Raw genomic sequence first — 1,914 nt, forward strand, 5'->3', positions numbered from 1 at the left:
CCCTCGTCCCGCACGCCCTCCCGTGCCCACACGGCGTCCCTGGGCGAAGCGCTGCCCGACGGGCTTTCCCTGCCCCCACGCCCAGGGCTGTCACCGTCGGTGATGCGCACAGCCTCCGACCGGTCGGCGGGCCGGCCCGCCGGACGTACTCTCCGCCAGGTCAGTGTCCCCGCCCGCACCCGGGCCGCCCACCGGCCGCAGAACGCCTCCACCTCGTCCGGCACCCTGTCCGGCACCCTGTCCGGCCACGCCTCGTCCGCCGGGCCGGCGGTAGCCTCGTCACCAGCGGCCGACACCGACAGCCGGGTGCCCGGATGACGTACGAACAGGCCCCGCAGATCGGCCGCGACATAGGTCGGCCGATAGTGCGCCCCGGCGCGCAGGAGCTCGCCCTTGCCGGTCACCCCGGTGAGCACCAGCAGGGACGGCGTGCCCGAACGGACGGCGGAGGCGATGTCGGTGTCGAGCCGGTCGCCGACGATCAGTGGCGAGCGGGCGCCGGCACGGCGGACCGACTCCTCGTGCAGCGCCCGCTCCGGCTTGCCGGCCACCAGAGGGACCGCCCCGGTCGCGGTCCGCAGCATCGCGACCAGTGAGCCGTTGCCGGGCAGCAGGCCGCGTTCGGTTGGTACCGAGGCGTCGGTGTTGCTCGCAACCCACAGCGCGCCCGCCTGGATCGCGAGCGCGGCCTCGGCGAGCCGGGCGTAGCCGATGGCGGGGTCGAAGCCCTGCACCACCGCAGCCGGCCCCTCCCCCGCGGTGGTCACCGGCCGCAGGCCCACGTCCCGCACCGCCTCGCGCAGGCCCTCGCCGCCGGCGACCAGGACGGCCGCCCCGCGGGGCAGGCGTCCGGCGAGCAGCCGCGCCGCCGCCTGCGCGGAGGTGACCACGTCGGCCGGCGCCGCGAGCACCCCGAAGGAACGCAGCCGCTCGGCGACCCGGGCCGGCGTCCGCAGCGCGTTGTTGGTGACGAACACCGTCCGCATCCCGCGTCCACGGGCGGCGGCGATGGCCGGCGCCGCGTGGGGCACCGCCTCGGAGCCGCGGTACACCACCCCGTCGAGGTCCATCAGGGCGGCGTCGTGGACGTCGACGAGCGGGGCCGGCGACGCCGACAGCGGCCCACCCGGCCCACCCCACTCGCCCGTCTCGCTCGGGGCCCCCGGCTCATCCGGGCCGGCCGGCTGGGTGGACAGGCCCAGGCCGTGGGTCACGGCCGTCCCCGCACCGGCCGGTTGAGCGCGGCCCGCACACCCCGCAGCGCCTGCCCGTAGTGCCCGAGGTCCGGACGCATCGCGACGGCGAGCGCCAGATGCTCCACCGCCGCGCGCAGGTCACCGGTGCGGCGAGCCGCCATGCCGAGCCCGAACTGGGCGTAGTCGTCGGTCGGGTCGTGGGCGACGATCCAGGCGAAGCTCTCCCGGGCCGCGCCGTACTGGCCGGCGTCGAACTGGGCCCGGGCCAACGCCTCCCGGACGCTGCGCGAGCCCGGTTCGGCGGCCACGGCATGGGCGAGCAGCTGGACCGCGGCGTTGGCGTTGCCCCGGTCGAGCAGGGCGACACCCCGGGTGTACCAGTCGTAGACCTCACCGCCAGGACTGCCACCGGGGCTGCCACCACCCAGCTGGGTGGCATCGCCGACGCCGGCGGCATCTGCAGTACCGCTGGCGCCGGACCCGCTGGCGCCCGGGACGGTACCGGCCCCCTCGGCGCCGGCCGCGCTGTCACCGCCAGGAGCAGGGGTGCCAGCGGCCGGGGTGTTGGCGGGAACGGGGGTGCCAGGAGCGGGAGGGGTGTCGGGGATGCGCCCCAGGCTCGCGGGCAGCCACTCGTCGCGGGGGCCCCTCCCCTCGCCGGCAACCGGTCCGTCGTGCCCGCCGGACATCCGCGCCTCCCTCGTTGCCTGTCCTGGCT

General features: G+C 77.3%; 2 protein-coding genes. Both read right to left on the reverse strand.

Going from position 1 to position 1,914, the window contains the following annotated elements:
- The coding region (locus NBW84_RS04125) for an HAD-IIA family hydrolase (protein ID WP_250281846.1) at nucleotides 1-1,214 on the reverse strand (1,214 nt) is incomplete at its 3' end.
- A partial coding sequence (locus NBW84_RS24075) for a tetratricopeptide repeat protein (protein ID WP_445548628.1) occupies nucleotides 1,211-1,914 on the reverse strand: 704 nt, incomplete at its 5' end. The genes NBW84_RS04125 and NBW84_RS24075, both read right to left, overlap by 4 nt.

Origin of the sequence: Protofrankia sp. CiP1_Cm_nod2, from assembly GCF_920664355.1 — a bacterium.
In the GTDB taxonomy this organism is placed as follows: domain Bacteria; phylum Actinomycetota; class Actinomycetes; order Frankiales; family Frankiaceae; genus Protofrankia.